At 35.4% G+C, this 26795-nt stretch carries 21 protein-coding genes; 11 read left to right on the plus strand and 10 right to left on the minus strand.

All coding sequences use genetic code 11. The features are described from left to right. Nucleotide 1: 1 nt before the first annotated feature. Nucleotides 2-2980: a tetratricopeptide repeat protein gene (locus tag ALGA_RS14735; protein WP_096430284.1), complete on the minus strand. Its 2979-nt coding sequence runs from the start codon at nt 2978-2980 to the stop codon at nt 2-4. Nucleotides 2981-3367: 387 nt separating this feature from the next. Here ALGA_RS14735 and argS point away from each other — a divergent pair, with 387 nt between their 5' ends. From argS to ALGA_RS23640, 6 genes are all read left to right on the plus strand, one after another. After that, nucleotides 3368-5161 (plus strand): arginine--tRNA ligase, encoded by a 1794-nt coding sequence (gene argS, locus ALGA_RS14740; protein WP_096430287.1) that lies wholly within the window; start codon nt 3368-3370, stop codon nt 5159-5161. Between the two features lie 195 nt (nt 5162-5356). Continuing rightward, nucleotides 5357-6688 (plus strand): signal recognition particle protein, encoded by a 1332-nt coding sequence (gene ffh / locus ALGA_RS14745; protein ID WP_096430289.1) that lies wholly within the window; start codon nt 5357-5359, stop codon nt 6686-6688. A 67-nt stretch (nt 6689-6755) separates the two neighbouring features. Further along, nucleotides 6756-7637 carry a bifunctional 5,10-methylenetetrahydrofolate dehydrogenase/5,10-methenyltetrahydrofolate cyclohydrolase gene (locus tag ALGA_RS14750; protein WP_096430291.1) on the plus strand — a complete coding sequence of 294 codons (882 nt, stop codon included), beginning with the start codon at nt 6756-6758 and terminating at the stop codon, nt 7635-7637. Nucleotides 7638-8026: 389 nt separating this feature from the next. After that, complete coding sequence (locus ALGA_RS14755; RefSeq protein WP_145957642.1) at nt 8027-8389, plus strand: hypothetical protein; 363 nt, start codon at nt 8027-8029, stop codon at nt 8387-8389. Between the two features lie 9 nt (nt 8390-8398). Further along, nucleotides 8399-8875 (plus strand): flavodoxin domain-containing protein, encoded by a 477-nt coding sequence (locus tag ALGA_RS14760; RefSeq protein WP_096430295.1) that lies wholly within the window; start codon nt 8399-8401, stop codon nt 8873-8875. Between the two features lie 250 nt (nt 8876-9125). Further along, nucleotides 9126-9710: a CPBP family intramembrane glutamic endopeptidase gene (locus tag ALGA_RS23640; RefSeq protein ID WP_394339915.1), complete on the plus strand. Its 585-nt coding sequence runs from the start codon at nt 9126-9128 to the stop codon at nt 9708-9710. 80 nt (nt 9711-9790) lie between these two features. Here the strand turns inward: ALGA_RS23640 and ALGA_RS14770 are convergent, their stop codons facing one another. From ALGA_RS14770 to ALGA_RS14795, 6 genes are all read right to left on the minus strand, one after another. After that, nucleotides 9791-14377, minus strand: coding sequence for a translocation/assembly module TamB domain-containing protein (locus ALGA_RS14770; protein ID WP_096430300.1), 4587 nt, complete (start codon nt 14375-14377; stop codon nt 9791-9793). A 22-nt stretch (nt 14378-14399) separates the two neighbouring features. Continuing rightward, nucleotides 14400-16226: a BamA/OMP85 family outer membrane protein gene (locus ALGA_RS14775; RefSeq protein ID WP_096430303.1), complete on the minus strand. Its 1827-nt coding sequence runs from the start codon at nt 16224-16226 to the stop codon at nt 14400-14402. Nucleotides 16227-16399: 173 nt separating this feature from the next. Then, nucleotides 16400-16882, minus strand: a complete 483-nt coding sequence (locus ALGA_RS14780; RefSeq protein ID WP_096430306.1) for a CIA30 family protein — start codon at nt 16880-16882, stop codon at nt 16400-16402. An 82-nt stretch (nt 16883-16964) separates the two neighbouring features. Further along, nucleotides 16965-17498 (minus strand): dihydrofolate reductase family protein, encoded by a 534-nt coding sequence (locus tag ALGA_RS14785; RefSeq protein ID WP_096430309.1) that lies wholly within the window; start codon nt 17496-17498, stop codon nt 16965-16967. A gap of 9 nt (nt 17499-17507) precedes the next feature. Then, entirely contained in the window at nt 17508-17873 is a 366-nt protein-coding gene (locus tag ALGA_RS14790) for a cupin domain-containing protein (RefSeq protein ID WP_096430312.1), read from the minus strand. 64 nt (nt 17874-17937) lie between these two features. Then, nucleotides 17938-18546 carry a hypothetical protein gene (locus tag ALGA_RS14795; RefSeq protein WP_096430315.1) on the minus strand — a complete coding sequence of 203 codons (609 nt, stop codon included), beginning with the start codon at nt 18544-18546 and terminating at the stop codon, nt 17938-17940. A gap of 204 nt (nt 18547-18750) precedes the next feature. Between ALGA_RS14795 and ALGA_RS14800 the strand changes: the two genes are divergently transcribed. Next, the gene (locus ALGA_RS14800) at nt 18751-19344 is read left to right on the plus strand and encodes a 2OG-Fe(II) oxygenase (RefSeq protein ID WP_096430318.1); all 594 of its coding nucleotides are present in this window, start codon (nt 18751-18753) and stop codon (nt 19342-19344) included. Between the two features lie 73 nt (nt 19345-19417). Here the strand turns inward: ALGA_RS14800 and ALGA_RS14805 are convergent, their stop codons facing one another. The 3 genes from ALGA_RS14805 to ALGA_RS14815 form a co-directional block, all read right to left on the minus strand. Continuing rightward, on the minus strand, nt 19418-19867 hold the full coding sequence (locus tag ALGA_RS14805; RefSeq protein ID WP_096430321.1) for a KTSC domain-containing protein: 450 nt from the start codon (nt 19865-19867) through the stop codon (nt 19418-19420). 292 nt (nt 19868-20159) lie between these two features. After that, the gene (locus ALGA_RS14810; RefSeq protein WP_096430324.1) at nt 20160-21230 is read right to left on the minus strand and encodes an L-rhamnose/proton symporter RhaT; all 1071 of its coding nucleotides are present in this window, start codon (nt 21228-21230) and stop codon (nt 20160-20162) included. Nucleotides 21231-21320: 90 nt separating this feature from the next. Then, nucleotides 21321-22355 carry a uroporphyrinogen decarboxylase family protein gene (locus ALGA_RS14815; protein ID WP_096430326.1) on the minus strand — a complete coding sequence of 345 codons (1035 nt, stop codon included), beginning with the start codon at nt 22353-22355 and terminating at the stop codon, nt 21321-21323. 166 nt (nt 22356-22521) lie between these two features. Between ALGA_RS14815 and ALGA_RS14820 the strand changes: the two genes are divergently transcribed. From ALGA_RS14820 to ALGA_RS14835, 4 genes are all read left to right on the plus strand, one after another. After that, nucleotides 22522-23388, plus strand: coding sequence for a helix-turn-helix transcriptional regulator (locus tag ALGA_RS14820; RefSeq protein ID WP_096430329.1), 867 nt, complete (start codon nt 22522-22524; stop codon nt 23386-23388). Between the two features lie 133 nt (nt 23389-23521). Beyond that, nucleotides 23522-24550 (plus strand): GntR family transcriptional regulator, encoded by a 1029-nt coding sequence (locus tag ALGA_RS14825; RefSeq protein WP_096430331.1) that lies wholly within the window; start codon nt 23522-23524, stop codon nt 24548-24550. A gap of 31 nt (nt 24551-24581) precedes the next feature. Then, entirely contained in the window at nt 24582-25250 is a 669-nt protein-coding gene (locus ALGA_RS14830; protein WP_096430333.1) for a cobalamin B12-binding domain-containing protein, read from the plus strand. Between the two features lie 86 nt (nt 25251-25336). Next, nucleotides 25337-26695: a uroporphyrinogen decarboxylase family protein gene (locus ALGA_RS14835; protein ID WP_096430336.1), complete on the plus strand. Its 1359-nt coding sequence runs from the start codon at nt 25337-25339 to the stop codon at nt 26693-26695. The last annotated feature ends 100 nt before the right edge of the window (nt 26696-26795 follow it).

Raw genomic sequence — 26795 nt, forward strand, 5'->3', positions numbered from 1 at the left:
TTTAAGATAGATTTTGTGATATAATGTAAAGAAGTTGAGCTTCGGTATATGGCTTCGTAATAAAGTCATCAAAGCCAAATTCGGAGCGTTTTTCTTCGTAATCACTATTATTAAAGGCACTTTGAACGATTACAGGCACGTTAGGTTTTTGTAATTTTATTTTCTTTGTGACTTCATACCCATTCAATTTTGGCAACTGAATGTCCATTAAAACTAAATCGAAATTATTTAATCCAAATTGCTCAACAGTTGCGATTCCATCTTTAGTCCAAGTAACTTCGGCATTTGTTTTTCGAAGAACTTCTTTAATATAAAGGAAATTAGATTTAGTATCCTCTGCCACGAGAATTTTTCTCCCTGTAAAATCGGTCCTTTCACCAGATTTAGAAGATTCTGCTACTGTTTTTGCAGGCATCAATTCTAGAGGAAGGTCTACATAAAATTGGCTACCCACATTAGGTTTTGACGTGAACCAAATATTGCCATCCAGTAATTCAACTAAATTCTTTGAAATTGTTAGACCTAGGCCAGTCCCTCCATGTTCCACCGCATTATTACTAGCTTGTCTAAATCGATCGTAAATTAGAAATTGATCTTCATAGGGAATTCCAATTCCAGAATCATTAATAAAGAAACGAATTTTGTCTTCAATCAATTCTGCACCAAAATCAATACTACCAGAGTTCGTGAATTTTAAAGCGTTTCGTAATAGATTTGTTAGTATTTGTTTTATTCTAAATGGGTCTGAGAAAATTGTAAGATCTCTTGGTATTTTAGAAATGTGAATAGTAAATTCTATACCATTCTTTTTATCGGGATGTATTTGATCATCAAAAATGCTTTTCAGTTCTTCAAGAATTGGATAAATTAGGAAATGGGATTTTCTGATTTTTAATTGCTTAGACTCAATCATCGAGATATCGATAATGTCGTTAACAAGTGTAAGTAAAATATGTCCGTTTTCAGTAATTATTGACGTGTAATCATTTAATTTTGTTGCAGAATTAGTCATCGTTAACAATTTCGAAAAACCAATAATTGCATTCATTGGCGTTCTAATTTCATGAGACATATTTGCTAAAAAGGAGGATTTCAATTGATCCGATTGTTCTGCTTTTTCCTTTGCTTTAACCAATTCCAGTGTCCTGATTTTTACCAGACTCTCAAGATTTCGGTGATTGTCTTCTAATTGCAATTCCGCCTTTTTTCTTTCGGCAATTTCGATAATTAATTTTTCATTTGCTTTTCTTACAGCAAGATAAATACCGTAAATTAAGGTTATTGAAAGCAGTATGAGTACTACAATAACCATTAAAAATGAATTTATTTGTGATTGTTTATGTAGTTTCTCTTTTTCGATTGATTGTTCATTTGCATAAGATTTCTCAAGAGTTACGCGTTTTTCTCTTTCATTTTCCATTTGAATCCAACCAATTCGATTCTCCATTTGGGCATTGTACATTTGATTGTATAAATCGAAATACAATTTGTGAAAATGTAGAGCACGTTCATAATTTTTCTCTGCATAATAAATTTCGGAAAGGTTTCGAGCACATTCAGCCTTAAGGGTTTTACGGTCAATACTAGTCGCAATGTCAAGGCTTTTTAGCAGGTACTGAATAGCCTGCTCAGGGTCATTTTTCCTTTTGTATAATTCAGCCAAATTATTGTAGGTCGATCCAACACCACCAATGTTATTAATGTCTATATTGATTTCAATTGCTTTGTTAAAAACATCTTCAGCTATATCAAGATTATTTCTTTTTACATGAATTAAACCAATGTTGGTATAGCAGGAGGCTACTCCCTTTAAATTGCCAATTGTTCTCTGTATAGTAAGTGATTTCTTGTATTCATCAAGACTAAGATTATATTTTTCTTCCTGAATATAAGTGTTTCCAACTTTTCGATAACCTTCAGCAGAGCCCTTTAAAAAACCAATTTGTTCATTTATCTTTATTGATTTTCGAAAGGTTTCTCTTGCAAGGGGATAGTCTTTCATCTCGTATAAAACCATGCCTATGTTTAAATAGCAATTTGCAATGTTTTTTTGAGATCCAATTTGCTCAAAACAATTTAACGCTTTGTGTTGATATTCAATTGCTTTGTCGTTCTGCATGAGTGTTTGATAGACCTCTCCAATGCCCATGTAGGAACTTCCAACACCTATCTTTGATAATAATTTTTCACTGATCACTAAAGATTCATTGTATAAATCAATGGCTGTGATTCTATCGCCTAGTCTGTTGTATAGTTTTGCCAATTGGTTTAGAGTATAGGCAATGTTTTTGTCCAGATGATTTTCTTTTCCAATTCTGAGAGCTTCTTCGAAATGTTTTTTAGAGGCTTCTAAATCATTGATTTCAAAATAAACATTTCCCAATGCGTTGTGAGTGTAACAAATACCGGAAATACTCTTAAATTTAACGTTTAGGGCTAATGCTTTATCGTAATTAGTGATTGCCTCATGGTATTTGCAAGTCTCTAATTTTATATTGCCTATGGCATTGTAGCTATAATTGTAATTAATACTGTCTTTGGTAAGTCTTTTTAAGTCAAATCCTTTTAGGTAATACGATTCAGCTTTAGGATAGTCACATTTTGAGTAGTGTAAATCACCTAAATATCCATAGCAGAAACTCATCTTTAGAGTGTCTTGCATACTTTTCCAGTATTCAAAAGAAGATTCAATACTAGTTTCAGCTTTTTTCAATTCACCTCGGTAGGAATAGATACGACACAATAGTTCATTTGCAATTGCATATTGTTGCATATTTTCAAATTCAAGTGCTTTTTCGGCTGCCAGCAGACTTAATTTTAAAGCTTTAGTATTATTTGAATCGAAGTTTTCTTGGGCAAGCTCTATTACTTTATCAAGATTCGAATACTTAATCTTAAAATCTACAGTTTCGTATTCGTTGGTTGCTGCAAGTGGACAATTAATGATTAATGAAAATAGAATTAGAAGTATGATTTTCATTCTTTTGGGCTTACGGATTTGTGCAATTAACTATTATAACTTTGATTAAAAGCTTTTATTGTTTTTTATATTGATTCATTTAAATACAAGTAAGCAATATCAAATGGAAATGAACAAGCTTATTGCAATTTATCAAAGATAAGTATTGTTGGCTTATTGGAATTGGATAGAGCTCGCTATTTGAGGGATTCCATATATAGGCTTACGAATGACTTTTTTCTAAATGTAGGCAGCTATTTATTTTATTCCTATTATCTTTGCGCATTCGGATTGTGGGTGAAATTTTGGTTCGTTTACTGATAAGAAAATCAGATTAAACAAAAAATCATTCCAGTCTAAAAAAAGAGTTTGTTGTAAATAGTTGAATTCGAAATAAAGAATTTTCAGATGAGTATTGAAAGCATTATAAAAAGTGAAATTGTAGAGGCTGTAAATAGTTGTTACGGTCAGGGAATTGATGAGGGAACAGTTCAAATTCAAAAAACAAGACGTGAATTTGATGGTGATTTAACGGTAGTTGTATTTCCTTTTTTACGCTTTTCAAAAAAATCACCGGAAGCTACAGCCAACGATCTTGGTGTTTATCTTCAGGAAAATATTGAAGTGGTTACTGCTTTTAATGTTGTGAAAGGATTTTTGAATTTAGTAATTGACAATTCTTATTGGATATCAGTATTGAATTCTGCAATGCAATCTGATAATTATGGCTTTAAAAAGTTAGAGGCAGGTGCTAAAAAAGTGATGATTGAGTATTCTTCACCGAATACAAACAAGCCACTTCACTTAGGTCATATTCGAAATAATTTATTGGGATATTCTGTTGCTCAAATATTAAAAGCGAATGGTTACGAGGTAATCAAAGTTAATTTGGTGAACGATCGTGGTATCCATATCTGTAAATCGATGCTTGCCTGGTTGCGTTTTGGCGAAGGTGAAACTCCTGAGTCAACCGGTTTAAAAGGCGATCACTTGGTTGGGAAGTACTACGTGAAATTCGATCAGGAATACAAAAAAGAAATTGAAACATTAGTAGCCAATGGAATGGATGCTGATGAAGCTAAGAAAAAAGCTCCTTTGTTGGTTGAGGCGCAGGATATGTTGGTGAAGTGGGAGGCTGGCGACAAAGAAGTTGTTGGTTTGTGGAGAAAGATGAACGATTGGGTATTGGCTGGATTCGAAGTAACCTACAAGAAAATGGGTGTTGATTTCGATAAAGTTTATTTCGAATCGGAGACCTATAAGCAAGGAAAAGCAATTGTTGAAAGAGGATTAGAAGAAGGCGTTTTGTATCGCAAGGATACAGGTTCTGTATGGGCGAATTTGGAAGCTGACGGATTGGATCATAAACTTTTACTTCGTGATGATGGAACCTCTGTTTATATGACACAGGACATTGGAACTGCATACGAACGTTTCAATGAATTCAGTATCGATGAGCATATTTATGTTGTTGGGAATGAGCAGAATTATCACTTTCAGGTATTGTCTTTAGTTTTGGGTAAACTGGGATACGAATGGAGCAATAAAATTCAGCACCTTTCTTATGGTATGGTCGAGTTGCCTGAAGGTAAAATGAAATCCCGTGAAGGAACAGTTGTTGACGCTGATGAGTTAATGGATGAAATGGTGAATACGGCTCGCGAAACTTCTAACGAGTTAGGAAAACTGCAAGGCTATTCAACAGAGGAAGCTGAGGATGTTTACAATAAGGTTGCAATGGGCGCATTAAAGTATTTTATTCTTAAGGTTGATCCTAAAAAGAATATGATGTTTAATCCTAAAGAATCAATTGATTTCAACGGGAACACAGGGCCATTTATTCAATATACATATGCTCGTATTCAATCAGTTTTGAAAAAAACTATTGAGGCAGGAATCGAGGATGCAGAAGTTGCTAAAACAGATATTACTATTTCTGAGAAAGAATCGAACTTGATTCAGTTGATTTCGACTTACCCAGTTGTTATTAAAGAAGCTGGGGATACAACAAGTCCGGCGCAAGTTGCGAACTACGTATATGAATTGGTAAAAGAATACAATCAATTTTATCACGATTGTCCAATTGCAAAAGAGGAAAACACAGATTTAAGAGCTTTCCGAATTGTATTGTCTAAGCAGGTTTCTCAAATTGTAAAAAGTGCAATGGAACTATTGGGAATTGGTGTTCCCGAGAGAATGTAAAAATATATTTTTGATAGTATCGAACGAATTTCATTTTTGGAATTCGTTCTTTTTTCATCGTAATAGTGTAGTTTTTCCGTAATTTTGATTGAAAATGGAAAAATCATTGATAAAATTATTCACATTTCTATCATATAGCCTTTATCGCTAAGTAGATTTTTTTAATTTTGCATTGAAATATAAATCTGTATAATAATGTTTGAAAATCTTAACGAAAGACTTGAGCGATCCTTCCAATTATTAAAGGGGCAAGGAAAAATTACTGAAATCAATGTTGCAGAGACACTGAAAGATGTGAGACGTGCCCTTTTGGATGCCGATGTAAACTTTACTATAGCCAAGTCCTTTACTAATACTGTAAAAGAAAAAGCATTAGGACAGAATGTACTAACCGCATTGAAGCCAAACCAGTTAATGGTGAAAATAGTTCACGATGAACTGGCTGAATTAATGGGGAGTACACAGGTTGATATCAATATTGAGGGAAAACCTTCCGTAATATTAATTGCTGGTTTGCAAGGTTCGGGTAAAACCACCTTCTCAGGTAAACTGGCACTTCTTCTGAAAACAAAACGGGCTAAGAATCCATTGTTGGTTGCTTGTGATGTGTATCGTCCTGCAGCTATCGATCAGTTGAAAGTACTGGGAGAGCAAATTGGAGTTCCTGTATTTGCAGATATTGAAAGCAAGAATCCTGTTAAGATTGCTAAGGATGCGATTAAACAGGCTAAAGCCAATGGAAATGATTTGGTAATTGTCGATACTGCTGGTCGTTTGGCTATCGATGAGGAAATGATGAAGGAAATTGAAGCTGTTAAAAAAGCGATTGAGCCTTCTGAAATTCTGTTTGTTGTCGATTCAATGACGGGTCAGGATGCCGTTAATACTGCTAAGGAATTTAACGATCGTTTGGATTTTGATGGTGTGGTATTAACCAAATTAGATGGTGATACACGAGGTGGAGCGGCTCTTTCTATTCGCTCAATTGTTAATAAGCCAATCAAATTTGTAGGTACTGGTGAGAAAATGGAAGCTCTTGATGTTTTCCATCCAAGCCGTATGGCCGATCGTATTTTGGGTATGGGTGATATTGTTTCGCTTGTAGAACGTGCTCAGGACCAATTTGATGCTGATGAGGCTAGGAAACTTCAGAAGAAAATTGCCAAGAATCAATTTAATTTCAACGATTTCCTATCTCAGATCTCTCAGATCAAGAAAATGGGTAATTTGAAAGATTTGGCTTCTATGATTCCAGGCGTGGGAAAAGCATTGAAAAATGTAGATATTGATGATGATGCTTTTAAAGGTGTTGAAGCGATTATCTTTTCGATGACTCCGGCAGAGAGAGAGACTCCTACACTAATTAACGGATCAAGAAGAAAGCGAATTGCCGATGGTAGTGGATCTACTATTCAGGACGTGAATCGTTTGATCAAACAATTCGATGAGACACGAAAATTAATGAAAATGATGACTAAAGGTGGAAATATGTCCCAAATGATGGGGAATATGGGAGGCCGAAGATAATAACTTACAAATAGAAATGCTTGGCCACTTGGTCAGGCATTTTTTATATAAAGCAAAATATACGACCATGGAATTAATCGACGGAAAAAAAATATCGAATGAGGTGAAGCAAGAGATTGCTGCCGAGGTGGAAATAATCAAACAAGCTGGAGGAAAAACTCCTCATTTGGCCGCAATGATTGTTGGACACGACGGAGCCAGTGAAACTTATGTGGCTGCAAAAGTGAAAGCTTGTCATATGGTTGGTTTTAAATCTTCAGAGTTTCGTTTCGAAGAGGATATTACAGAGGAAGAATTGCTTGCTGAAATTAGAAAGATAAATGATAATGATGACATCGATGGATTGATTGTTCAGTTGCCAATACCAAAACATATTTCAGAATCGAAAGTGATTGAAACCATTCGTCCGGAAAAGGATGTTGATGGATTTCATCCTATGAATGTTGGTAAAATGGTGTCAAGTCTTCCAACCTATCTTCCTGCAACTCCAGCCGGAATTGTAGAGTTGATGAAGAGATATAAAATTCAAACATCAGGTAAAAGCTGTGTTGTTATTGGTCGAAGCAACATTGTAGGAACACCCATGAGCGTTTTAATGTCGCGTAAAGCGGAGTATGGTGATTGTACGGTAACTCTTTGCCATAGCAGAACCAAGAATATTGCCGATATCACCCGTCAGGCGGATATCGTGATAGTTGCTATTGGAATGAAAGAGTTTCTAACAGGCGATATGGTTAAAGAAGGCGCTGTTGTAATCGACGTGGGAATTCACCGTGTAAAGTCAGATAAAACGAAGTCGGGTTGGAAACTGTTGGGCGATGTGAAGTTTGACGAGGTGGCTCCTAAAGCTTCCTTCATAACTCCCGTTCCGGGTGGTGTAGGTCCAATGACAATTGTTTCCTTATTGCAGAATACTTTACTTGCCGCTAAAAAGGCAATTTATAAATAGAACAAATATTTTTAATCAGATACATCACAGGCTTCCCAAATAGGGAAGCCTGTTTTTTTTAATGGTAATCGTTTTTACTCTTTAAATGGTTAGTTTATCGGGGTGTATTCCAGTTATATGGTAATGGATTCTGTTTATTCGATAATGGATTACAGTAATACGGTGGTATATTCCAGTAATTTGGTGATGGATTCTATTTATATGGTTGTATATTCCAGTCATTTGGTAATTAGTCGTATTTAATGAGTTGTATTCTAGTAGTAGTTTGTATTGCCTGGTGTCTATGATTGGTTTTTATTTAATGGTTAAAAGATTTACCGATCCTGTTTTGAATATGTGTTCAATTGTAGTTAGTTTTGTTGAATTAACGATACAATTGAATTATGGAAATGGATTTTAAAGAGTTGGTGGATCTGTATCACCAAAAGAAAATAGAGGGAATGGATTTTTCTCAAATCCGTAAAGAACTGGCAGAGAAAAATATTGAGACTGAACTGATTAAGGATATTGTTCGTGCAATTGATAATCGAATGTTGAGCGGTGAAGTGAAGACGAAGAAAAAAGGGATGTTTAAGCCTCGGGATTTACGTTTAATTGGATGGATTTTGATGATTATTGGTGGTGTAATTACCCTTGGTACTTATTTTAAATGGTTCGATATGAATGGATATTATTTTTTGTCTTATGGACCTGTAATAGCTGGTTATTTATTAATTGTTGCAGCAAGGAGAGCGCAACGAAAAAATTCATAAGCAAATGCTATGAAAGGGGTTCTGATTTATCTGTCGAAGCATGGTACTACCGAAAAGGTGGCCCAACAAATGCAAAATTTGTTGGGTGATGAATTTCTTTTGGTTAATCTAAAGACAACAAAATTACCTGACCTATCCCAATACGATACAATTGTTATTGGTGGGTCCATTCATGCAGGGAGTATTCAAAAGGGAATTCAGCTGTTTTGCAAGAATAATTTAACGCTTTTACTTCAAAAGCGGCTTGGCTTGTTTCTGTGTTGCATGTATGAAGGGGAAGTTGCCAAACAACAATTTAATGCAGCCTTTCCCGATAGTTTGATTGCACATGCTAAAGCAACTGCAATTACCGGTGGCGAATTTATTTTTTCAGAAATGCGTTGGATCGAAAAAGTAATTGTTCGAAAAATTGTAGGGGTGAAGGTGAGTAAATCTAAAATAAATTCTGAAGCAATTGCCTCTTTTGTCACTAGTCTAAAAAATTAGATCCCTAATTTAATGCTATCCATCACTTTTAGCCACGCTTGCTTTAAACCGTTTTTTCATTAATCAACAAAAACGATGCATTCCTAAATTACAGGATATTTTTTTGAACAAAATCCATCTGAAATTTGTAAATTAAGTAGAACGAGTCTTAATAATGAACGCCCTTTATTATTAGTCGCTTTCTTTTGTTTTCAAATTTTTAGAGGATTGTGCAATGAAAAAATTATACCTGTGGTTAGAAATGATTTTTATGTTTTTGGTGATTCCAGTCTTGTATTTTTATGAGTTAATACCCGTTCATAAGGCTGTTCCTTTGATTATTGTGTTTCTTTATTGTCTTTTCATCGTTTTTAGGGATAAAAATTTCGATCGGGATATTTTTCGAATTAAGCGTGATTATCCATGGCAGCAAATTTTATTGAAAGGATTCATTTTGTTATTTATAACATCGATCTGGGTTTACGTTTTTCGGGCCGACGTGTTTTTTCATTTTCCCCTTAACAATTTTTGGATTTGGCTTGCGGTAATTCTCACTTATCCCATCTGGTCAGCATACACACAGGAATTTATTTATCGCGCATTCTTTTTTCATCGATATAAACGTCTTTTTTCGAATCCGATAGTGATGCTCTTGATAAATGCTATTTGTTTTGCCATGGCTCATATTATTTTTAGAAATTGGCTGGCTTTGATTTTTACCTTTGTAGGGAGTTTGATTTTTTCCTTTACCTACCTTCGTAACAAATCACTGAATGCAGTTTTTTTAGAGCATTCATTATATGGAAACATCCTTTTTACAAATGGTTTGGGTATTTATTTTTATCTGCCCATGTAATTCAATTGTGCGAAAAAGGGATGCCAATTTAATTTCAATTGAGTCTTTACTGATTCCATTTGGTAAGACCAGTTCTGATCTTACTTCCAGGTCCATTTAATAATGAAATCAAAACCGGAGTTTGCACTCTGATTGGTGGCTTGTAAAAACAATGAGCGATAAAATTGGTATTCCATTGATATTTTTTCAGGTTCAATAACTTTATCCTTTTTATCGATGGCAAAGGTTCGTTCGTAGTTCAGAAACAAATTATTTGTAATGTATTTACCAACGGAGACACTTCCTTGGGTCCAACCGCTTTTTCCCGATATTTCAATTACATCCAGTCCCAGCGATGATTGTAGGGCATCTTTAATTACATTGGAGAATTGGCCGATCGCAAAATCTTTAGCAATGTCAAGGTTACTGCTCTTCATCGTCGTATTTTCCCGCGTATCGAGTTGGTTGGTGCTTTTGTTGAATATCAGATAGGAAATAGCATCCTTTTCTTCGATGGAGACATCGTCAAGAAAAAACTTTACTTCTGGTTTGGAAATTCGTCCGGTAACATTTACGCTTAGTTTTCGCAATTGATTATCCGGATCACGGAATTTGTAAGCAATTTTGAAATTGACAATCGGATTTAGGGAGGCACCACCAGTTAAGGTAATTTCACCTTCTTCAAACTCAAGTCTTCGTCCGTAAATTTTATAAAATCCTCTTTTCACACTCATGGTTCCGAAAATGTCTATCTGTTCATTTTCTTTGATCGCTTTTAAATTTCCGGCGAGTTCAAAATTCATGTTTTTACCCTTTACCCAAGTGTTTCTAGGAATCTCGATATCGAAATGGCCCTTTAGGTTTTTATAAATTGAAGGAGGATCTTTCTTACTGGTATCCTTTTTAACCGTGTAATGAATTGTTGCTTTTTCTGCATTTTTTCGGGCCGTTACCAGCAGTGGCTGGTTAGAATCATCGTAAACACGATTAAATTCTTTTAGAAATATATCGGTGTTTAGAGTTGAGTTTAAAATGGCAACTTTTCCATTGAATGTTGGATTTTCAGGGGAACCATTCAAGCTTAGATTTGTGTTGATAACAGCCTTTAAGATCTCGGAGTCGAAAGCCTTGAAATTTTGGCCTGTCAGATTCATATCGATGTATTTTAATTCTCCGTCCATAATGGATTCCATTTCCACTGATCCTTTCAATTTCAATTTTCCTTTACCAGCGATAATCAATAGACTGTCAAGCTTAAAAAGATTCTTATTCAGACTGCTGCGCATTTCGATATTGCTATAGTCCATTCCCAATTTTTTATATTGAAAAGTTCCATTGGCAAAGTCTATATTTCCTGCAATGTTGGGATTGTTAATGGTGTTATCAACATTTATTTGTGCGCTTAGCAAGCCTGTTGCTTCAATTCCTTTTGTTGGAATAAAACGATTAAATCTATTTATATCCAGTTGATCAATTTTAACAATGGCATGAATGGGGTTGTCTTCCTTGGGAAGCATTAGCTTTTCGGTAAGCGAAAAATGCAAGGGCAGTTCAAGTTCTGCGTTTACCAATTGTGTCGAATAACCGTCAAGATAAGTTTCAAAACGAAGCTTTTCGTCTTCATAGTTTATTTCGGAGTGGAATTTGCTAAATCGAAGACTGTCAATTTCAGGATTGTTGATTGTTACAATGGCTTTTACGATTGGTTTTTTTGCTGTTCCTGTAATGTCGAGCAAAGCATTCACTTTTCCGGATATCTGGTAGGGCAAAAAATGTAGATCCGAAATATTCTTTAGGTTGAGATCCTGAATTTCAACATGCAGGTTTTCCGTACCTTCCAAAGCGAATATTCCATTTGCTTTTAATGAACTTTCCTGATAATTGATTTCTATGTTGTTTATTTCAATGGAATCTTGCCTGAAACGGATGTGGTTGGAATTGTTTCCTTGCTTCCAATTTTGGTTATTTAAGTTTAGTGAGATCTCCTGAAAGGAAATGCTTGGGTTTTTATTGATTTCTATTTCGGAAATAATTTTACCCTGTAGGGAATCATTAGCAAAAAAGCTAAACAAATTAACCGCTTTCTGTTGATCAAAATCACTTCTGAAATGAAGTTCTTGAAGACTAAAGTCTTGAATTCGAGAGTCGCTCACTAAAAGGTTTACGAATCCGGAATATGTTGTGTCTGCAAACTGGATGTTCGCATCAATTGCTATTTTGTTGATGCTGATTGTGTCGAGTTTTAATTCATCTATATTCACTGAAGAGGCTATTTGCAGTGAATCGGCAGAACCGTTGATCTCAGCATTCAATTGGGCCACAAGGTGCAATTCGTCGGTTCCTAAAGCCGAGTTTAGTTGCTGAATATCTGTGGTTTTGATATTCAATTCAAGGTGATTGTCCTTTTCCCAGTTTCCTTTTCCTTTTAAATCAGCTAAAGCGAAGGGCGTTTCTATATGGAATCCGTTTACCTGATATTCTCCTTTCGTATAGTTTATTTCTGCTTTGAATTTCTCAAGAGGCAAATCAAAAATGGATGATTCATCGGAATGAATTTCCAGATCAGCATTCAGCGATTCGGGTTGAATCCCTTTTCCTGTTGCTACTATTTCGAAGTTCAAATCGGAACGGAACTTTTCGTTTTTTGTGATCATGGAAAGATCAATGTTTTTCAAGCTGCTTTCTATTTTATATTCAGGAATTGAAAACAGATTTTGAATAGCGAATCTTGTTTTTAGATTTCCTAAAACAGTAGAGGAAGTCATGCTGCCACTACCGTTTTCTTTGTTTATCTCAAAATTCAAATCTGTGTTTGCCAGATAATACTTTTCAAATGCAATATAATCTGCACTTGCTTTCGCATTTAAATAGAGGGTTTTTAAAAGGATATCCGCACTTGTTTGCTTTTTCCCAATAGAATCGATGTTTGCAAATAATTCATCCCCCGAAAAGCGTGAATGGAGCTTAGCTTTGAAGTTTTGCACAATAAGAGAGTCTAGTCTGGCATTTGCAATGGTAATATCGCTTCTAAGATCCAAAGCATTAAAAGGTCCTGACAAATCGCCTGTAATTTCTCCGTTAAAATCGACTGGTTGAAAGCCCAGTGCAACAAGCGGTGCGTTTATATTTTTTGTTTTCAGCTCCAAATGAAGAAGATTGTTTTCCGTAATGTTTCCCTTTCCCGAAAGTATTGCCTTTAAGTAGGGAGCTTCAAAGTGGATCTTATTAATTTGATATTCGTTTTTATAAATAACAATGTTGGCATTTAAATTTGTGACAGGCTGATTGAAAAGTACTGATTTTGTTGATTTTAAATGAAGTTTTGTTTGCAGTTCGCCAGGGGTGAAACCTTGTCCAACGGCTTGCAATTCAAAATTCAGGTCTGATTTTAGATTCTCATCTAAGATTAGTTTGCTCAAATCCAAATTTGAAATTTTCAGTTCTGCATTGTAATTGGTTGATTCAAAAAGCTTTTCAATATGGATTTTTGAATCTAAGTTTCCGAAAATGGTGCTTGCCTTAGCATTTGCATTGAGTTCATTTTTGTTTTTGTCAACAAGCAGAATAAAATCATCAAGTTGGTAATTCTGGTATTTTAAATCGGCAAACTTAGCTTTGGCGTGAATTGTATTTTCCTTAAAATCCAGTCCTTTTCCAGTCATCTCAAATTCGCCCTTAATGTTCGACTTTAGATCAGCTCGATGAGTCCAGTATTGGCCATTTATGCTATCGGCTTTCAATAAAAAATGATAGCTTGGCAAGTTGTTTATATCGTTAATCTCCCCAATAATTTTAAGAGTCTGACTCTGTTGGCTTAGAGAGAAATCTATCTGACTTTTGTTTTCTTTCTTTGTGATATTTAAGCTTACGTCGGCCTTGCCGTGAATGGAAGGTATCCATTCGTTTACATCTTCGAAATCAAAGGGGCTTGCCTTGATTGAAACTTCAGAATGAAGCAATTGGTCGAAAGGAACCGAGCCTTTTGAGTTAAGCTTTGAATTTGGAAGCTGAAGTTCAAAATTTGTCCAGCTAAAAACAGAATCAATTAAACTTGCCTGAAATTGTAACTTATTAACTTTTAGAGATGGCTTTTGTGTGCTTAGTTCAAGTTGATGCAGATTAAGATTCATCAAATCAACTGCAAATTTGAAATCGAGAGAAACATCAAATTTTACAATTTGGGGAATTAATTTGGTGCTGTCGTTCGCCACGATTTTTGCCTCAAAATTCGTCGCAGATACATCTGCCAATTCTATTTTCCATGAAAATGGATTCGAAGAGACTTTAGGTTCCGAATTTTCTGTAGCAGGAATCAGTTTTTCAAGGTTCCATAAATCATCCTTGTCTTGTTGCAGGAAAACTGATGTTCCATTTAGTTTCAAATAGGTAATTTCCAGTTTCTTTCCTAAAATTTTCCAAATGTTGTATTTAATTTCGAGTTCTTCAAGTCCGATCAGCGTGCTATTGTTTTGCTCCAATTGAATTTTCTTCACATGAAGGTGGGAGAGAGGATTGCCCTCAATTTGTTCTATCGTTAGTTGTGCATTTAATTGTTGATTTGCGATTTGGCAAACAGTTCCGGAAATCCAGTTGTTGAAAAGGCCGGTTGAAATGAGAAATAGCAGAATTGACAGGAGAATTACTATTCCTGCACTTACAATACCCGCTATTTTTATAAATCGCTTCATTTTACTCTAATTTGATAAGCTATTAAAATGCATGTCCAATGGTGATAAAGAATTGGGTTCTAAATTTCCCCTCGAATAGTGGGCTTGCAACATCTATACGAATAGGACCAACCGGGGTTTTTACCCGTAAGCCCAAGCCTGCATCATAATTTAGCTTGTTTAGTTTGAACTCCCATGAATTTAGCCATGAATTACCAAGATCCATGAAAGCAGTTCCTGAAAATATCCCATATAAGGGAAATCTTATTTCCGCACTGGTTTCCATCATGCTGTTTCCGCCCAATTTGCTTCCTAATTCGTTTTCTGGTGAGATTTGATTACGTCCCCAACCACGCAAGGATAATGCGCCTCCCATTAAAAAACGGTCTTCAATTGGAGTTTGCGAATCACCTTGTGTTGGTTCTATAATTCCATTTTTTACTTTTCCGGCCAAAACAACATTATTTCCAAGAGAATGGAAATACGCTACTTCTGTCATAATTTTGTAGTAATGAAATTGAGAATTAAAGCCAATACCCATGAAGGTTAGTGTTCCCTCGTATTTCCATCCTTTTTCGGGCGAAAAAAGATCGTTGGTGGTGTTCAGGTTGTAGCCAAATGTCACCCCTGATTTATTGTGACTCAGTTTGTCGGCCTCTTCAATCGACAAAGCGGTTTTACTGGTTGATAAATCCACTTTATCCTTACCAAAAGTGTAAGATACATAGGCCGCTGATTTTTTTGTTAGCTCCTTTTGCAAGGTAACAGAAGTACCCAATCTGTCTACCTCATAACTTTCTTCTCTTTCGCGCGAAAAGAACGGATTTAAAATAAGATCCAGGTTTTTACTCCATACATCGGGTTGTATGAATTTGGTTTCTATGCTAAGTGGAGTAAAGTAGGAGTGTTGTCCTTTGATCGATAAAGTTCGCCCGCCACCCAGAAAATTCAAGCGTTTGAATAATATGGAAGTCCTGATTTTATCTTCAGTACCATAGCCGGCACCAACTTTTAAGGACCAGCGTGGCAACTCTTTCAAATGAATGGCAATAGGTATTGCATTATTTTCGACACTATCCAACATTGCCCGAATGGTTACATACCTAAAAAGATTCATGTCGAACAATTCTTCTTGGGTCTTTTCTATTGTTGCTTGCGAAAACACTTCACTTTTTTTAATGCCAACATGTTTAAGGATATATAATTTATTGATTAATGAATCACCCGTTAAATTAATTTCGCCAAAATAGCTTTTGTTTCCTGGCGTTACTGTGAAATTAATAGCAGCAATATGCAGTTTTTCATTTAGGCTGATGCTTTTTTCCACCCTTATGAAAGGATATCCTTTGTGGTTGAATTTTTCACGAATTAAATTTTCTGCAATAATGATTTTGTCATCTTGAAACAGCTGTCCGGGTTTAAGGGTGATAATCGCTTTTAAGGACTCTAAAATCTGCATGTTTTCTTCAGTTCCTGTCAGAGAATAATTAATTTCACCAAGGGAAACAGGAGTTCCTTTCCGGATGTGAATGAGAAGGTCAAGTTTTTTGTTTCTTTTATCAGGTTGAAGATCGTAGGTAATAGATACATCTAAAAAACCATTCTGCTGATAATATTTTTTCAGTTTAAGTAGGTCTTCATCAAATGTGAAATTGGAAAAACGGGTGCTTTTTTTCCAAAAGGTTAATTTCCCGGTAAAAGGTCTGGCTTTGGTATTCATCTGCTTCAAAAGGATTTCCTTTTGCAGCGTATCAATTCCTGTAAACCTTATTTTGTTAACTATTGTATTATCCTGTGCAGATGCATTCAGCAGAAGCCCCGTTAAAATTAAAATCTGCAGAAAAATCCTTCTAATATGCACCATATTCATTACCCAGCTTATTTTAATGAATAAAGATATAGAATTTTGAAGCAATTTTAGGTCGAAAGATATCGAAGTGAAAGAAAAGTTTCACGAGGTGATTTTGATAAGTTGAGGCTTCAGACTTACAAGAGTCTGTTCTCTGATTATACAGAGTTAAACCTACTTTATTGTGCCGTGAATTATTTTAAAACAATCCATTTGATCTCCAATTGAAAGCTTTCTGCCTTTTTATTACCAATAAGTATTGCAATCTCTCCCAAAACTTTGTTTGGATAGTTTTCTATTTGAAGTTTTTGTCCACGAAAGGTGGGATATAGTTCCGATAAAGGAATCTCAATAATTTGCCAGTCGCCCGATGTTAAGAAATATGAAACGTAGGAGTGTTGCTCGCGGGCATTCGATTTAAGTCTGAATTGGTATCTTTTTCCATCACCTTTTAGTTTCAAAACCACTTTACTATATTGACCAACTTCCATATTCTCAATTGGATGTTTTATCATGGAAAAACCGCCATTGTTTTCAAGCGAAACAAAGCCTTTGAAAACGGCATTCCCTTCCGGATTCAAATAAAAACCAGAATCAGATCTGCCACCCATGATTATGTCGTCTACTACGAACCAGTCGGAAATACTACTCGTTGAATTAAATTCTACCAATGTCATTGTATTGGGGTTTATTAAATGCTGTAAAAGAATAAGTTGTATAATCATATCAGTAAAATAGATAAGTGTGAAAATTGTTTGTTTAGCTCTTTAAAGAATAAACCAATTGGACTACACCCGACGAATAAGACTTGGTTGACTTAAGCTGAATGCTTTTGTCGGTAAGAAAGGTATCAAACAGAGATATGCCATTCGGCAATACGATAGGCATTACAAAAACGATCATTTCATCAATTAGATTTTCTTCAATGAGAACACTGTTCAAGTTACCTCCACCTATTAACCAAATGTTTTTTCCTTCCTCTTTTTTGATCTTGTTAATTAGATCAAGATGATTCTCACTTACGAAATTAACATGCTCTGTGTTTTTTAATTCTGTATTGCTTGTGAAAACATAATTTTTCTTTCCCGTGTATGGAAAGTCAATTCCCCAGCTCATGATTTGATTATAGGTTTTTTTTCCCATGATCGTAGCATCAATCGATTTGTAAAATTCTTCATATCCATAATCTGATTGTGCAGGATTTGGAATAGCCTCAAGCCAATCTACCTCTCCACCTTTTCTCGCTATTTTACCATTCAAACTCATGGCGATATATAATTTTATCTTTCTCATTGTAGTGCTTTATTTCAATTGTTCAGTAATATCCTTCGTGATTTCCGATTTTACATCTCCTGTATGAGCCGTAGTCTTATTTTCTATCAGCATGATTTTGCATTCTTCCTTTGCGGATACTCTGTGTTGAGTGCCTTTCGTAACAATGTACATCTCTCCGGCATTCATATCAAATGGTTCCAAACCTTCAACTTCCATCAAAAGACTGCCTTCAATTACATAGAACAATTCATCTTCATTTTTATGATCGTGCCACGGCACCTCATTACCTTTTATTTTGGCAATTTTAATGTAAGAATCGTTTACCTCTCCAATAACTTTGGGTGAGAAGTAATCGTTGATTTTTGTGAAGTTTTCGAGTAGGTTGGTTTTCATTTCTAGTTGTTTTCTGAAAAGTAAAACTATTTAATAAGGAAACAAAGAAGCTTATCCGATAAGTCTATTTTTGTTCAAGAAGAAATTCCAAATCAAGGATTTCAGATTTATCACCATATTCTTTTTTCAATTCAGCAACTAGAGTAGTGGCAGTATCACATTGTTTCTCATTTTCGATACAATCTAAGACATAAGCGTTGGCAGTTACAAAATTGATGCGAAAATCTTTTGGTTTTAGTTGGTGCCCTTTGAATAATACTGTTTTGGCTTTCTTGTAATCCCCTCTGTTTACAAAGTAACTACCATCTTCTAAAATGTAATTTATCTTCTTTTCAGTGCTAATCATTTTTTTGTACTTGCGGTCTTCCAATCTTTTATTTTCCGGATACTGATCAATTTTGTAACCGACCATTAGAAAAATAGTGATTAGGATAGGGCTGATAATTAGGACTGCTAGTAGGCGCTGTCGTTTGGATTCTTTTTTGGCTTTAATACGAATGTCATTCTTAATTCGTTCTAAATCAGGGGTCGGAATTGTTTTGCACACAAGGTGCCGGCTCTTTAAATGAAAAATATCATTATCCTTTTTCCTTGTTCTAAAAGCTGTTTTTTTAGGTCTTGCATTGTTTCTTATCGTGCTAATCATTGCTTGAACTGATCCGCCAAATCCCATAAATATAATCTGTTTGAATTTTTGATATGTACTTTTCTTTTAAATTTATCAATAATAATCTATATAGAAACCGTTAAATTAAATTTATTTTAGGAGATGATAATTACCGACTTTGAATGTTATTGTGATTAGATCATGTGTCAGTTTAATAGTCTACCTTGTATGGTAAGCGGTTTTGTTCCGCATACATATTAATCAATTCAATTGAATACTACATTCGATGATTTGGTCAGCACTTATTTAGAAAATAATGTTGGCTTGGCAGATAATTTCCTGAGTGAAACTCTGGCTTCTCAGCTTAGAGGCAATTTATTAAGATTGCTGTCGCAAAAGCAGATGCTTCCTGCAGGGATTGGGAATGATACTGTTTTGATTCACAATGAGCTAATTCGCAGTGATAAAATACATTGGCTAGATCGCAAACATCAGGATGAACATGAGGACTGTTTCTTTGATCTCATGGATTGTTTTGTAGCCTATTTAAATCAGACTTGTTATACCGGAATTACCGGATACGAATTTCATTATGCTCTTTATGAAAAGGGAACTTTCTATAAAAAACACCTCGATCAGTTTAAAAATAATAAGGGCAGAGCCTTTACCATGATCATGTATCTAAATTTAGATTGGAAGTTGGGTGATGGAGGTGAATTGTGTATTTATCATTCGGATCATAAACAGAGCGTGGCTCCACTAAATGGCAAATGTGTATTTTTTAAGAGTAGTGAGCTCGAGCACGAAGTGTTGCTGAGTCATAAGCCTAGGCTAAGCATTACCGGATGGTTAAAAACCAATTGATTGGTTTGTTGGGAGGTTTAAAAATTATATCCCAAACTCGTAGGAATTTGGGATATGATTTTAAATATATTATTTAGGCTGCTATTGCATCCTTTTTTGACTTTCGGTAGAGGTAAGAATTGAATATACTTCTTTTAGCGAAGCGATATTGCTTATCAGAGTTGATGAATTTATTGAATACATTTCTTGGAACCCCAAAGTATTCATAAGTAGTACCATTGGTGAAAGAAATTTCAAGTAACAAGCCTTTGTGTTTGTAATCAGCAATACCCGATTGGGTTGTTGTACTAGTATATTCTTCTAAATTCGCTTCAATTGTTTCTGGAGCAACACTTACTAAGAAATGGTAAGCATCAATAATCTCGCGACTTTTGATTTCAGCTTCAGCAAATTTTTCATCATCAGATTGAAATTTATCAGGATGCCATTCCTTAACTAAATTTCGATATGTTGATTTTAGTTTCTTAAGATCAGTGTCCTGATCAACATTAAATAATTTTTTGTACGCATTAACTCGCTTCATACAGACTCTTTCTAAATTTCCTGATAGATAAATACTTACTTGCTTTTTTGAATACAATTATTCAAGATTTTTCAAAAGCAGCCACAAAAGTACGTATTTTATTTTTTCTTATTGCCACGTATTAATTATTTTCTCAATTACAATACGTATTTTAATTTTAAATGAGCTTATCGTTCCTGTTTCGAATAATTAACAGAGTAAATAAAAAAAGCTTGTTGAGAATAGAATCTTGATATGTGCGATCGTTTCAAAACTCATCTCAACAAGCAAACTTGCTTTTTATATTCGATCTTTAATGTATCCCGTTCGCCAATTCTCCGATGTAGCTTCCGTAGGTCATAATCACAAAGGAGATAACTAATATTAGTAAAGCCGAAATAAGCGTTACATATGTTTTTCGGTTCACATCTTTCCATTCTTTCATTAGTACACCAATAATGTAACTAAAGAAGATTAGCATAGACATGTGAAGTACCCAACTTGCAAATTGAAAGCTACCCATTCTAACATGACCTAAGCCATAAAAGAAGAATTGGATGTACCACAAGGAACCTGCTAAGGCGGAAAGAGAAAAGTTTGATAAATATCTTTTTCCGCCGGTTTTCTTCGTAGAAAACAGCATTTTAATGGAGCCATCTTTTATTGTGACGATACTGAACCAAATTAGATTGGTTAGTAAACATCCTAAAGAAGAGACGATTAATTTCGCATTTCCTTCGAAATGTCCAGCCCCATGTTGGGCTGCAATATCCGAAATTGGTTGCCCTACTTCTAATGAAACACCCCAAATTGCTGATAATGATCCTGCTATTAACGTAAGGATAATTCCTTTTTTCATATTAAATCCAGTGGCATTATTGGTGCTGTTTTTAGACAAGAACTTTTCTTTTAAAAAGCCTGCTCTGCCACACAAGGCAACACCAAGTACCGAAACAATCATCCCAAAAAGCACGATGCCTCCACCTACTTTGGAGAATTGCTCTATTAACTGTCCTTTAAGTACCAATGGAATAATCGTGCCTAAAACGGCTGATATTCCTATGGATATGGTGTAAGTAAGAGAGTATCCGATATTTCTGATGGCGTAACCAAAAGATAAGCCTCCAAATCCGTAAGTAGCACCAAGCAGTAAGGCTGGCCAAAATGCAGACGCTGGCGCTTGTTTAAGAACAATAAATAAATCAGGAATTGTGAAGTAGCCAATTATAAGAGGCATTAGTAGCCAGGCAAAGAGAGACTGTACGAGCCAAAATGTGCCCCAAGACCATTGTTTTACCTTTTCGAAAGGCATGTAACAACTGGCCGCTGACATGCCGCCTATTGCGTGGAGGCCGGTTCCGAATAAAGGATTAGGAGTTATCATGTTTTGTTATTTATAGTGAGATGATTTGCATACTGTGTTTGGCTTCAATATGCTATTTTAATTAAGTTTTTAAGATATTAACAATGATTTTTATTTTTTTACAGCATCGAAAAGAGCTTCTATGTTTTCGGGAGCTATGTCTGGTAAAATGGCCTCATGACTAGGTGAGATAATTAATCCGGTTGGGAATAATTTTTTCAACTCAAGTACTCGTGAAGTTATTTGTTCTGGTGTGCCGTTAACTAATAATTCCTGTGCATCAACGGCACCACAAAATGCTTTTGAGGTAAACTGACCGCTTAAATGTTCTGCGCTCATATCTGCCGCTAATGCCTGAATTGGATGTACAATATCAACGCCCATTTCATACAAATCACCTATAATTGGGAAAATTGAGCCACAGGAATGATGCAGAACTGTAAGGCCATAGCTTTTTGCCTGGTCAATGAGTTTTTTAGTCCCCGGAAAAACATATTCACGCAGCATATCCGGATCTACCATTAAAGCCGATTGGCTGCCAAAGTCATTTCCGATAAGAACGCCATCTAATTTTCCTTTTGTTGCTTCGTAAAATCGTCCGTTTAAATCAAGATAGAATTCTGTAATTCTATCGATCACAGCCTGAAACATTTCCGGATACATCATCATGGTTATGAGAGCATCTTCCATTCCAAAAGCAGCACATGTGTCCTGAAAATGAGCACTCCACATAATTCCCATTTTGAAATAATCGTCCGGAGCATTTTCGGCATCCTTTTTAGCCTTTTCAACATCTAAAAAATCGGCAGGATTTGGCCATGGATATTTTTCAACTTCGGCAGGATCGTTCATTCCTTCAAAATATCCTGGAGCTGTAAGTGTTCGTTCATCTTGAGTGCCATTTGAAGGATCTTCTTTTGCAAAATTAAGAGCACAGCCCACATCAAAGTGAGGAGCGTTATTATAGGGTACTATAATTGGCCACACATCATCCTTAATGCGTTTTTTAAGCTCATCGATACTTGACACTTTAAAATAGTCGTATAAAGCAGGTAGTGCTGGTGGTACTGGTAAGCCCAACCAACTTGCAGGATAATCAACCTCTTCTCTTCGTATTGTTGCAAATACTCGCTCTTTTGAATTCATGATCTACTGTTTTTATAAATATATTTTCCATTTTTAATAGTTAGTTTAACTTGACTATTAGATGATTCAAAAGTAAGTGTCAAAATTTATAATTTAAATAAAAAATCGGTAGTCATTTATACATTTCCGACATTTATCACTATGTTTGAATATAAATTTATGGCAAATGATATCTCCTGGTTTAATAAATGAAATAAAAATTCAGATCTATAATACGGCCAAATGTACTGTTGGGCAGGAATGGAATTATTCTAATATTATAAGTCCTTTTTCAAGGATTTACCTTATTACCGAAGGAGAAGGGTATATATTGCCTGATCATAATATGCTGAAGTTGAAACCAGGGTATTTGTATCTGGTTCCGGGTTATACTTTATGTGGGTATCATTGTGTCGAAAGTCTAAGTCAGTATTATCTGCATTTTTCTCATCAAATGTCGGATGGTTTAAAAATTTTCGATCAAATTCCCGTCACACATCAAGTTGAAGCCCTTCCCATCGATATCCATTTATTTAAACGACTTCTTGAAATAAACCCAACATTGGGCTTGAAACATTCCGATCCGAATGTATATGAAAAAAGTAGTTGGAAAAGAAATCCCATGGATCATCGGTCCAATACTATTCAATTAGAAACAGAAGGAATTATAAAGCAGTTGTTTTCCCGATTTATTCGAAGTGGAAATACCGAAACCTTGCATCTTCAGAAGCAATCGTTTATTAAAAAGTCTTTCGAATTTATTTCGAATCATCTTTATGAGGAAATTAGATTAGAATCATTAGCGAGTCTTGCCTGTTGTTCCACAGATCATTTTACAAGGCAATTTAAAAGTATCACAGGTATGCGACCCATGGAGTTTATTAATAGGAAGAGGGTAGAGAAAGCACAGGAACTTTTGATAACAACGACAAAATCGCAAAAAAACATAAGTGAAGAAATAGGTTTTAATAGCCAACAATACTACACGCGAATATTCAAGAAAATCACGAACAGCACACCCGAAGAATATAGGAAGATGGGTGGGTTGATATAAATAGCTATCGCAAGTCATTGATATACTGTGAATTTTTTGTTCGTTAAAACTGTGATGGTATGTGATTAACTGTGATGGTATGTGATGGTAGGTTAAAAATAACTTGTAGATTTATGCAATAGATTATTACTCATTGAACTTAAAAGGACACATACCAATTTACCAAAAACTCACAGAGTTTTATCGGGCACGTATCATCTCTCAGGAGTACATACCCGGTAGTAAAATTGATTCCATAAATAAGATGATGAGTCGGCATCAAGTGTCGCGGGAAACGGCAAAGAGAGTTTTGAAAGCTCTTATTGATGAGAATTTAGTTGTTTCGCAGGCCGGACGTGGTACTTTTATTAATACTGCGACCACCCTAATTAAGAAATGGGGAATGGTGATTCCTTTTTATTCTTCCAATATTGAGCAGTTAATATCACAAATAAATATTCATGCTCAAGCCTCGGGTCGAAAATTGGAGTATTTTCTTCATTACAACAATCCTGATGAGGAAATGAGATCGATCGGACAACTCATTCAGAAAGGCTATGAGGCTATAATCGTTGTTCCGAATTACGATGAGTCGATAACCGGAGAGTTTTATCGAAAGGTACATCCGGGTAAAACGAAGATTGTATTGGCCGATAATACCATGGCTGGTTCTTATTTTGAGTATGCTATTCAGAGTTACGATTTAGGAGTAAAGCGAGCAGTTGATTATTTAACGGAGACAGAAAAAGGAAATTATTTACTCTTGAGTAATGAAAAATGGCAGGGGCGTAATTTGGTTTTTGAAATGATGAAGCAAACTTTTGAAATGATTTTGGATCTGAAATATCCAGATAGAAAGTTGTTCTTATCTTCAGATATTATGGAGCTGACTTCCGAGTTTTTTACTAAAAATAAAATAAAAGGGATTCTTACGATACAAGATTCAATAGCGGTTAGACTCATTGGAAGACTCCAAAAATGGGGATTTAAAATACCTGAAGATTTAAAATTGGTGTCGTACGGAAATACTGAATTGAGTGAGTTGTTTACACCATCTATTACTGTGGTGGATTGTAAATATGGTGAGATGGCTTTACGAATTACTCAATTGATTAAGAATGATCCAGATTTGAGTGGAAAGCAAGTGGTTGTACAACCCAATTTGATAATAAGAGAAACTTAAATTATAAAATCAGCTAACAGAATTAAAAGCTATGAACGAGTTATTAGAGCAAATTGCCGCATGTGTTGAATTTGGGAAAATTAACAAGCCCTCGTCTTATCCGCCGAATATGAAAGGACAGGATGGAGCCGATGAATTGGCAAAACAAGCTTTGGAAGAAGGTGTAACTCCTGGTGATATCCTGAAATTTGGCCTTATGGTTGGAATGGAAAAAGTAGGTCTGAAATTTCGCGAAAATAAAGTGTTTGTTCCTCAGGTATTGATGAGTGCTAAAGCCATGAGTGGAGCAATGGAACATTTAAAGCCATTTTTCACCTCTGGAGAAGCTGAGCGAAAAGGTATTTTTGTAATTGGAACTGTAGAAGGTGACTTACATGATATTGGCAAAAATTTGGTTGCAATGATGGTGGAAGGGAATGGATACGAGGTAATTGACCTTGGTGTTGATGTGAAGGCAGAAAAATTTATTGAGACCGCAGAAATGTATCCAGGATGTGTAATTGGTATTTCAGCTCTTTTAACTACAACGATGTCGAATATGAAAAGCATTGTTGCAAAAATTAAAGTGCATAATCCTGATTTTAAAGTATGTATTGGTGGTGCTCCTGTAACACAGGATTTTTCAGATAAAATTGGAGCAGATAGTTACAAAGCAGATCCACAGGGAGTGGTTGAGTTTTTAAATTCAATTGCTTGTTAATAACGAGGAAATTGTGTTAGAGTTGGCCTCGAAAATTCAATCGATTGAACGTTTGTGGCTTTTTGAAATTTTTAAGAATAAAAGATATGCAAGGATTAGAATTGATTAAAAAAGCAATGAAGCTTGAAACAGTGGACAGAATTCCGTGGGTTCCTTTTGTGGGAGCTCATGCTGGTAAACTTATTGGACTTTCGGCAACCGATTTTCTGAAGTCAGCTGATAATATTGTTGAAGGAGTAAATAAAGCAATTGAATTGTATAATCCTGATGGGATTCCTGTTGCTTTCGATCTACAGATTGAGGCGGAAGCATTGGGTTGCAAATTGGTGTGGGCTGACGATAATCCGCCGGCAGTTATTTCTCATCCGTTAATGAACGGAATAAAACTGGAAGATCTTAAAGTGCCATGTGCTTGTAAAGATCGTATTCCAATTGTGATGGAAGCAACCCGAAGATTGAGAGAACAGCATCCTGATATTGCTCTTTATGGGCTAATTACCGGACCATTTACTTTGGCACTTCACCTTTTGGGAACAGATATTTTCATGCAAATGATGATGGAACCAGAAAAGACACATGATTTGATGCGCTTTGCAACGGATGTGGCTAAAATGATGGCAGGTAATTACATTGAATCCGGAGCAGATATTATTGCGATTGTTGATCCAATGACGAGTCAGATTGATCCTGAAAGTTTCGAAACTTTCGTATCTCCTTGCGTGAAAGAAATTAACGATTTTATTAGAGAGGCTGATGCTTTAAGTTCATTCTTTGTTTGCGGTAACGCAATACAAAATATCGACGTGATGTGTAAGACCAAACCGGATAATATTTCCATTGATGAGAATATTCCATTGGATGTTGTAAGAGATATGGCATTAAAACACAATGTTAGTTTTGGTGGAAATATGAAGCTTACGGTTGTGTTGCTAATGGGCGATGAAGACGCTTCCAGAAGAGATGCATTGGAATGTATGGATATTGGAGGTAAAAAAGGATTTATTCTGGCTCCAGGATGCGATTTAGCAATGGAGACTCCAATAGCAAATTTGGTTGCTGTTTCAGAATTGGTTCACGATGAAATTTTACAAGGAGAATTGAGAGCTTCAGAGGCAACTACTGCTGATATTGAATTGTTAGATCTTACGAATCATTGGGATGAAAATAAAGTGATTATTGATGTGATTACCTTAGATTCAGGTTCATGTGCACCTTGTCAATACATGGTTGATGCTGTTTCGCGTGCAGCAGAACCTTATGGAGATAAAGTAGTTTATAAAGAATTTAGCATTAAAGGGGTAGAAGGTATTCAAATGATGACTAGTTTGGGTGTTAAAAACATACCGACTATTGTTATTGATGGACACATTGAATTTAGTTCTCAAATTCCACCTCTTTCTGAGATTCAGACAAAAATTGAAGGATATTTAGCAGGTAAAAATTAATTAGAAGTTAGTTGGTGGAAACCCGGTTCCGGTTCAGGCCGAATCGGGTTTTATATATCTGTAAGAAAATAACCATTTACGATAAAAACAAGCGATAGCA

Source organism: Labilibaculum antarcticum (assembly GCF_002356295.1).
Lineage (GTDB): Bacteria > Bacteroidota > Bacteroidia > Bacteroidales > Marinifilaceae > Labilibaculum > Labilibaculum antarcticum.